This is a genomic window from Streptomyces durocortorensis (assembly GCF_016901035.1).
Classification (GTDB): Bacteria; Actinomycetota; Actinomycetes; order Streptomycetales; family Streptomycetaceae; genus Streptomyces; species Streptomyces durocortorensis.
In genome coordinates this window covers 1-7338 of the sequence record NZ_JAFEUF010000289.1, presented here as the reverse complement: position 1 = coordinate 7338, position 7338 = coordinate 1, and the positions used below count along the sequence as shown (strand labels likewise).

The 7338-nt window shown below is 71.6% G+C and carries 9 protein-coding genes and 1 pseudogene; 2 read left to right on the top strand and 8 right to left on the bottom strand.

The features are described 5' to 3' along the window. Nucleotides 1–198: 198 nt before the first annotated feature. The 4 genes from JS521_RS31595 to JS521_RS31580 all read right to left on the bottom strand — a co-directional run bounded on the left by JS521_RS31595 (nt 199) and on the right by JS521_RS31580 (nt 3968). Nucleotides 199–393, bottom strand: a complete 195-nt coding sequence (locus tag JS521_RS31595; RefSeq protein ID WP_205086348.1) for a hypothetical protein — start codon at nt 391–393, stop codon at nt 199–201. A 133-nt stretch (nt 394–526) separates the two neighbouring features. Next, on the bottom strand, nt 527–1420 hold the full coding sequence (locus JS521_RS31590) for an SDR family oxidoreductase (protein ID WP_205086347.1): 894 nt from the start codon (nt 1418–1420) through the stop codon (nt 527–529). Beyond that, nucleotides 1417–2370 carry an alpha/beta fold hydrolase gene (locus JS521_RS31585; protein WP_205086346.1) on the bottom strand — a complete coding sequence of 318 codons (954 nt, stop codon included), beginning with the start codon at nt 2368–2370 and terminating at the stop codon, nt 1417–1419. Before JS521_RS31585 ends, JS521_RS31590 begins: the two co-directional genes overlap by 4 nt. Then, nucleotides 2367–3968, bottom strand: coding sequence for a flavin-containing monooxygenase (locus JS521_RS31580; protein WP_205086345.1), 1602 nt, complete (start codon nt 3966–3968; stop codon nt 2367–2369). Before JS521_RS31580 ends, JS521_RS31585 begins: the two co-directional genes overlap by 4 nt. 168 nt (nt 3969–4136) lie before the next feature. Here JS521_RS31580 and JS521_RS31575 point away from each other — a divergent pair, with 168 nt between their 5' ends. Continuing rightward, nucleotides 4137–4778, top strand: a complete 642-nt coding sequence (locus tag JS521_RS31575; RefSeq protein WP_205086349.1) for a MerR family transcriptional regulator — start codon at nt 4137–4139, stop codon at nt 4776–4778. Nucleotides 4779–4838: 60 nt separating this feature from the next. Here the strand turns inward: JS521_RS31575 and JS521_RS31570 are convergent, their stop codons facing one another. Continuing rightward, nucleotides 4839–5654 (bottom strand): exodeoxyribonuclease III, encoded by an 816-nt coding sequence (locus JS521_RS31570; RefSeq protein ID WP_205086344.1) that lies wholly within the window; start codon nt 5652–5654, stop codon nt 4839–4841. A 49-nt stretch (nt 5655–5703) separates the two neighbouring features. Between JS521_RS31570 and JS521_RS31565 the strand changes: the two genes are divergently transcribed. Then, complete coding sequence (locus tag JS521_RS31565) at nt 5704–6192, top strand: GNAT family N-acetyltransferase (protein WP_205086343.1); 489 nt, start codon at nt 5704–5706, stop codon at nt 6190–6192. 10 nt (nt 6193–6202) lie between these two features. Here the strand turns inward: JS521_RS31565 and JS521_RS31560 are convergent. The 3 genes and pseudogenes from JS521_RS31560 to JS521_RS31550 form a co-directional block, all read right to left on the bottom strand. Beyond that, nucleotides 6203–6370, bottom strand: a pseudogene (locus tag JS521_RS31560) (SAM-dependent methyltransferase); the annotation flags it as partial. Nucleotides 6371–6372: 2 nt separating this feature from the next. After that, nucleotides 6373–6849: a GNAT family N-acetyltransferase gene (locus JS521_RS31555; RefSeq protein WP_205086342.1), complete on the bottom strand. Its 477-nt coding sequence runs from the start codon at nt 6847–6849 to the stop codon at nt 6373–6375. A 46-nt stretch (nt 6850–6895) separates the two neighbouring features. Continuing rightward, nucleotides 6896–7338 (bottom strand): CAP domain-containing protein (locus JS521_RS31550; RefSeq protein WP_205086341.1); only part of this gene is annotated, 443 nt, incomplete at its 5' end.

Here is a 7338-nt window from a genome sequence, read left to right as displayed (position 1 = left end):
CGGGCTGTTTTGTCTGGGGCCCCCCCCTGGGGGGCGTTTTGGCGGTTTTTGTCGCGTTTCCCCCCCACCCCCCCCCGCGGGGGGGGGGGGGCCCCCCGCCACATCCTGCGCCCCCCCCGCCCCCCGGGGGGCCCCCTCCTGACGCGACGCGTACGCACGCGCTGACCGCAGCACGTACGCGTCACACCTCAACGACCGTCAACGGTCAAAACGCTCGCGCGCCTGGTCCTTCGCGTCCTGAGCACGGTCCTTCATGCCCGAGGAGGAGTCCGACCGCTGGTCGCGGGCCTGGGAGGCCCGGTCCTGGGCCTCGTCCTTGCCCTGACCGGCCTTCTGCTTGGCCTGGTCGGCGAGCTCCTGCGCCTTGTCCTTGAACTGGTCTGCGATACCCATGCTGTTCACTCCTGTGGGATGCGTGGGACGGATGTGGGGGTGGCCCCCAGCGGGGCCGTGCTCAGCGTTACACGCCCCGACATCCCGCGCATTTCGGACCATTACCCACCGTGAGGTGGGCCCGTCCACCCCGCTACGCCCGGTCCACCCGCTCCGCACGCGCGTCCTGGTCCGCCGCTCCCCCGGCCCCCACCAAGCCCTTGGACACGGTGTGGAGGCGCGGTTCGAAGCGCCGCATCTCGCGCTGTCCGCCGAGCGCGATGACCGAGGGCAGGTAGCCCCGGACCGACTGCATCCCGCGCAGCCACCACTGGGCGTAGACGTGCGGGGAGCGCCGCGCGATGCCGTCCACGATCCGGTCGACGGCCGGGCCGAGCGGGTAGGTGCGGTTCATCGGCCACGGCAGCCGCTGCCGCAGCTCCCGCATCACGTCGTCCTGGTCCGCGCCGCGCACCATGTCCGTGTCGGTCCAGGAGAGGTAGCCGACGCCGACCTTGACGCCCTTGTAGCCGACCTCGGCGCGCAGGCTGTGCGCGAAGGCCTCGACGCCCGACTTGGACGCGCAGTACGCGGTCATCATCGGGGCCGGCGTGATCGCGGCCAACGACGCTATCTGCAGGAAGTAGCCGCGGCTCTCCATCAGCACCGGCAGGAACGCCCGCCCGGTGACCGCGCCGCCGATGAGGTTGACCTCGATGACCCGCCGCCAGGCGGCCGGGTCGGAGTCGGCGAACGGGCCGCCCGCGGCGACGCCCGCGTTGGCGACGACCACGTCGACCTTGCCGAATCGTTCCTTGACCTCACGCGCCACCTGGGCCATCGCCTCGTGGTCGGTGACGTCGGCGAACCAGTGGTCGCTCTCGCCGTGCAGCCGCTCGGAGACGTGCTTCAGCTCGTCCGGCTCCAGGCCGACGAGCGCGAGGGTCGCCCCGCGTGCGGACAGCTTGCGGGCGAGCAGTTCGCCCACGCCCCGGGCCGCGCCGGTGACGACGACGACCTGGCCCTCCAGATTCCGCTTGCCGCTCATGCGACGTCCTCCTTCTCGGCCGGGGAGGCGTTCCCCCTGGCGTCCGCTCCCGTGCTGACGTACCGGGTGACCAGCTCCCTGATTTTCGCCGAAACGGCCTCCGGAGCCTCGACCGGCGTCATGTGTCCCATGCCCGTCAGCTCCGTCAGCCCGAGGCCGACCGGCAGGGCGGCGGCGATGGCCCGCGCGTGGACCGGCGGGGTCAGCCGGTCGTCCGTGCCGGCGATCACCGCGGTCGGCACCCGCAACGCCCGTACGCCATCGGCGAGATCCAGTTCGCCCAGCACATGGCCCCACTCCACCCGCGCGCGGCGCGGACAGGCGTGCACGATCCGGGCGCAGGCGTCGACCCGGTCCGGGGCCGAACCCCGGCCCATCGTCGCGTACTTGAGGATCTTCCTGGAGACCGGGTTCACCGGCCCGAGGGGGGCCTTCGCGCCCAGTACGGCGGTGGTCAGCCGGGTCCGCAGCGCACCCGCGCGGAGCGGCAGGACCAGGGCCTCGGCGGCCAGCCGCGTGGATCCGGTGGAACAGAGCAGCACGGCGGCGGCGTGTTCGCGCACCCCGGGCCGGGCGGCCGCCGCCATCACCGTCATCCCGCCCATGGAGTGCCCGGCGAGCACCGCCTTCTGCCCCGGCGCGAGCGTCCCGGCGAGGACGGCTTCGAGGTCGTCGGCCAGCGCGTCGGTGCTGTAGCCGCCGGGGCCCGGCTCAGGGGTGAGTCCGTGGCCGCGCTGGTCGTAGGCGATGACGCGGTGGTCGGCGGCCAGGTCGCGGATCTGGGCGTCCCAGAAGCGGGTGTTGCAGGTCCAGCCGTGGGCGAGGACGACGGCGGGCGCGTCCTCGGGGCCGTGCAGTTCGACGTGGATCCGTGACCCGTCGGCCGACCGTACGGTCAACTCGGCGGCAGGCACGGGCGGTACGGCGTCGCGGTGCAGGAGCCGGCTCATCGCGTGGCCTCCTCGGCGACGGGCCCGGCCTCCGACGCGGCGGCGGTCACGCTCTCGCGGTCGGTCCGGCCCGGCTGCTCCGGTACGCGCCCGGCTCCGACACCTCGCCGCGCACCGCCCGCCCCACCGGCCCGGATCACGTCGTACTCCGCGAGGTCCACCGAACGCGTCTGCCGCCGGAACTCCCCCGTCGTACCCGGCCAGACCGTGGTGTTGCGGCCCTCCGCGTCCAGGTACCAGCTGGTGCAGCCGCCGGTGTTCCACACCGTGCGCTTCATCCGCTCCTGCACCTTGTCGTTCCACGCGGTGACGGAGACGTCCCGGGCGTCGAGCGCGGCACGGCCGCCCAGCACGTTCAGCTGGCGGAGGTAGTCGGCCATGTAGTTCAGCTGGGACTCGATCATCAGGATCATGGAGGAGTTGCCGAGCCCGGTGTTGGGGCCGATGATCGTCATCCAGTTGGGGAACCCGGCGGCGGTCGCGCCGCGCAGCGAGTTCATCCCGTCCTTCCAGGTCTCGGCGAGGGTGATGCCCTCCGCACCGACGACCCGCTCGGCGATCGGCATGTCCGTCACATGGAAGCCGGTGCCGAAGATGATCGCGTCGACCTCGGCCTCGGTGCCGTCGGCGGCGACGACCGTGGAGCCGCGTATCTCGCTGAGCCCGGAGGCGACCACGTCCACATTGGGCTGGGCGAGCGCCGGGTAGTAGGTGCTGGAGAGCAGGATCCGCTTGCAGCCGATGCGGTAGTCCGGGGTCAGCTTGGCCCGCAGCGCCGGGTCCTTGACGGCCCGCGCCATGTTGGACTTGGCCAGCTTCTCCACCAGGCCCAGCTGGTCGGGGTGCTTGGTGAAGGCGCTCACCTGCAACTCCCGTATCCCCCACAGCAGTCCACGGCGTGCCGTGCCGGTGGCGGGTATCGCCCGGTGGAGCGCGCGCTCGGCCTTGCTGATGGTGCGGTCCATGCGCGGCATGACCCACGGCGGCGTGCGCTGGAAGAGCGTGAGCTTCGCGGTCTTCGGCTGTATCGCCGGGACGATCTGGATCGCGGAGGCGCCCGTGCCGACCATCGCGACGCGCTTGCCGGCCAGGTCGTAGTCGTGGTCCCAGCGCGCGGAGTGGAAGACCTTGCCGGGGAAGGAGTCGAGCCCGGGTATGTCGGGCATCTTGGGATCGGAGAGCGGCCCGGTGGCGGAGACGACGACATCGGCGTGCAGCGTGGTCCCGTCGGCGGACTCGATCACCCAGTACAGGTTCTCCTTGTCCCAGCTCATCAGCTTCACCTCGTGGTTCAGCCGGATGTGCGGGCGGAGCCCGAAGGTGTCGGCGACGCGCTCCAGGTAGGCCCGGATGTGCTCCTGGCCGGAGAAGGTGCGCGGCCAGTCGGGGTTGGGCGCGAAGGAGAAGGAGTAGAGGTGGGACGGTACGTCGCAGGCGCAGCCGGGATAGCTGTTGTCGCGCCAGGTGCCGCCCACCGATCCGGCGCGCTCCAGGACGACGAAATCGGTGATGCCTTCGCGGCGCAGCCGGACGGCGGCCCCCAGGCCCCCGAATCCGGTTCCGATCACCGCCACACGTACGTGCTCCTGCTGGGCCATGCTGCCGCCTCCCGCGGTACGTCACGCGACTGTGCCAGCAATCACTGGCATGGTTCGGAGAGTAGAGCAGGACCGTACTGATGGGTAGGGGGCGGACCGAGGAAAGTTACCGGCGGTACAACATAGGGTGCCCCTGTGGCTGAAGGACGCGAGCACCGCGAATACCGCATGGAGGAGCTGGCCAAGGAGGCCGGCATCACCGTGCGGACCCTGCGCTTCTACCGCGAGCGCGGGCTGATCCCGCCGCCCCGCCGCGAGGGCCGGATCGCCTGGTACGACGACCACCACCTGGCCCGGCTGCGCACGATCGCGGGCCTGCTGGAGCGCGGCCACACCCTCAACGGCATCGCCGATCTGGCGGCCACCTTCGAGAGCGGCCGCGATGTCGCCGAGGTGCTGGGCCTGGGCGAACCGACCGAGGAGACCCCGGTCCGCCTCACCCCGGAGCAGCTCGCCGACTACTTCGAGGGCGAGGTCACCCCGGAGAACCTCGCCACCGCGCTGGACCTGGGCTATCTCGCCACCGACGGCGACGAGATCGTGCACATCAGCCGCCGCCTCCTGGAGGTGTCGGCCGAACTCGTACGGGAAGGGGTGCCGCTGTCCACGGTGCTCTCCTCCGGCCGCCGCGTCCGCGAGCACGCGGACGCGCTCGCCGAAATCTTCGTACGCGTACTGCATGCCCATACGAAGGAGACCGAACCCGCCCAACTGCGGCCGCTGGCCCGGGCGGTGGTGGACGCGGAGCTGTCGATGGCGCTGGACCGGAGGCTGCGCCGCGAGGACGGCACGCAGCCCCCGAAGGCGTAACCGCACCTGAGGGGCCGCACGCCGGGTCGGGTCTACCGCCCGCAGACGACCGGGACGGGTCTACCGCTCGTAGACGACCGTGACGGGCGCGTGGTCACTCCAGCGCTCGCCGTGCGTGGCCGCCCGCTCCACCCAGGCCTTCACCGCGCGCCCGGCCAGCCCCGGGGTCGCCATCTGGTAGTCGATGCGCCAGCCGCTGTCGTTGTCGAAGGCGCGCCCCCGGTACGACCACCAGCTGTACGGCCCCTCGACGTCCGGATGCAGCGCCCGCACGACGTCCACGTACGCCGCCTCCTCCAGGACCCGGGTCAGCCAGGCCCGCTCCTCGGGGAGGAAGCCGGAGCTCTTGCGGTTGGCCTTCCAGTTCTTCAGGTCGGCCTCCTGGTGGGCGATGTTCCAGTCACCGCAGACCACGACCTCACGGCCGTCCGCCGCCGCCCGCGCCTTCAGCCCCTGGAGGTAGGGCAGGAAGGCGGCCATGAAGCGCTCCTTCTCTTCCTGCCGCTCGGTGCCGACCTCGCCGGAGGGCAGGTAGAGACTCGCGACGGTCACCCCGGGAAGGTCGATCTCGACGTACCGGCCGCTCGTGTCGAACTCCTCCGCACCGAGAACCCCGAACCCGCCGAAGCCGATCTGAACCCGCTCGGGAGCCTGCCGCGCGTAGAGGGAGACCCCGGCGCGACCCTTGGCGGCGGCGGGCGCGTGGACGGTGTGCCAGCCCTCGGGAGTGCCCACCCCTTCGGGCAGCTGGGCGAGCTCGGCCCGCACTTCCTGGAGGCAGACCACGTCGGCGTCGGTCCCCGCCAGCCACTCGACGAAGCCCTTCTTGGCGGCGGCGCGAAGCCCATTAACATTCACAGAAGTAACGGTCAGCATCCCCGAACAGTACCTACTCCACCCCACGCACAGATATACGATACTCAGCATGCTTATTCACCCTCGGCCCTTCGACCACCCCGACGCCGTCAAACTCAATGACCAGGTGCAGCTCGAATACGCCGAGCGCTACGGCGACGAGGGCGATGTCACACCGCTCGACCCGTCGATGTTCGTACCACCGCACGGTCTGTATCTGCTCGCCTACGACGAGCAGGAGCGCCCGGTGGCCACCGGCGGCTGGCGGACCCAGAATCTCAACGACGAGGGCTACGAGGACGGCGACGCCGAGATCAAGCGGATGTTCGTGATCCCCGAGGGCCGCGGCCGGGGCCTGGCCCGACGGATGCTGGCCTCCCTGGAGGAGGACGCCCGGGCGGCGGGCCGGACCAGGATGGTCCTGGAGACCGGCGATCAGCAGCCCGAGGCCGTCGCGCTGTACACCTCGTGCGGCTACACCGTCTGCGAGGTGAAGTTCGGCCACTACCGGACGTACGACAGCAGCATCTGCATGGCCAAGCCGCTGCGGCAGCCGTGAGGGGCGGGGGTCAGCGCACCCGCGCGGCCCCCACGTAGAACCCGCCGCGCTCCTGCGCGGGGGCGGGCAGCTCCTGATACCACTCGGCGGCGGGCACCAGCCCCGGCGCGACCAGCTCAAGCCCCTCGACGAACGGCTCGACCTCAGCACGGGTCCGCATCCGCAGGGAGACGGCCCCCCTCACGCACTCCCGCCGAGCACCAGAACCACGTGCTCGTTCTCCCCGTGCCGCACCGTGCCCGTCGCCGTGAACCCGCACTTCTCCAGCAGGCGCACCGAGCCGGTGTTGCCGACGGCCGGATCCGCGTACAACGGGCGGGCCGTCTCCCGCTCCAGGAACGCGGTCAGCGCCTCCGTACCGATGCCCCGGCCCCAGTACGGTCGGCCGAACCAGTAGCCGATGAAGCGCCGGTCCTTCTCCCACCAGGCCACGATGTTCCCCGCCGTCTCCCCGTCCACGACGACCGTCTGCACGAAGTTGGCGGGATCGCCCAGCACCCGCGTCTTCCAGTGCGCCATGAACGCGTCCCTCTCCCGGGGAGGGAACCGCGACCGCCGGACCGCCTCCGGATCGTGCTCGTACGCGAGAAATGCCTCCAGGTCCGCCGCGACGACGTCCCTGAGCACGACATCCGTGAACTGCGCACTGTTCTCCATGCCGACCGAGTCTGGCACCCGCCACTGACAATCGGCCGGGAGCCGCTCAGCGCGGGGTGGCCAGCACCTGGGTCCAGTAGGGGCCGCGCGGGGAGTCGGCGATGCCCACGCCCACATGGACGAAGTCGCAGTTGAAGATGTCGTCGTCGCGGCCGGGGCTGCTGCGCCACTCCTCGACGACCGCGGCCGGATCGCTCATGCCGGTCGCGATGGTCTCACCGACCGCCGACCAGTCGTAGCCCGTGGCGCCGACCCGGTCGCCCGCGCCCCGGCCCGAGGAGTCGGTGTGGTCGAAGTAGTTCCGCGCGGCCATGTCCTCGGAGTGCCGCTGGGCGACCTCGGTCAGCCGGGGGTCGGTCTCCAGCTCCGGGCAGCCGTTCGCGGCGCGCAGGGTGTTGACCCGGGTGACGACACGGGCGTCGGGGCCGGGGCGCGGCTCGGCGGGCTCGGGCGCCGGCGAGGCAGAGGGGGACGGGGAGACTGCGGGCG

What these genes read in the sequence shown, in the direction of transcription:
- JS521_RS31580 (WP_205086345.1), bottom strand. Translation starts at nt 3,968, where the DNA reads ATGGCCCAGCAGGAGCACGTACGTGTGGCGGTGATCGGAACCGGATTC.
- JS521_RS31595 (WP_205086348.1), bottom strand. Translation starts at nt 393, where the DNA reads ATGGGTATCGCAGACCAGTTCAAGGACAAGGCGCAGGAGCTCGCCGAC.
- JS521_RS31590 (WP_205086347.1), bottom strand. Translation starts at nt 1,420, where the DNA reads ATGAGCGGCAAGCGGAATCTGGAGGGCCAGGTCGTCGTCGTCACCGGC.
- JS521_RS31585 (WP_205086346.1), bottom strand. Translation starts at nt 2,370, where the DNA reads ATGAGCCGGCTCCTGCACCGCGACGCCGTACCGCCCGTGCCTGCCGCC.
- JS521_RS31565 (WP_205086343.1), top strand. Translation starts at nt 5,704, where the DNA reads ATGCTTATTCACCCTCGGCCCTTCGACCACCCCGACGCCGTCAAACTC.
- JS521_RS31570 (WP_205086344.1), bottom strand. Translation starts at nt 5,654, where the DNA reads ATGCTGACCGTTACTTCTGTGAATGTTAATGGGCTTCGCGCCGCCGCC.
- JS521_RS31555 (WP_205086342.1), bottom strand. Translation starts at nt 6,849, where the DNA reads ATGGAGAACAGTGCGCAGTTCACGGATGTCGTGCTCAGGGACGTCGTC.
- JS521_RS31575 (WP_205086349.1), top strand. Translation starts at nt 4,137, where the DNA reads ATGGAGGAGCTGGCCAAGGAGGCCGGCATCACCGTGCGGACCCTGCGC.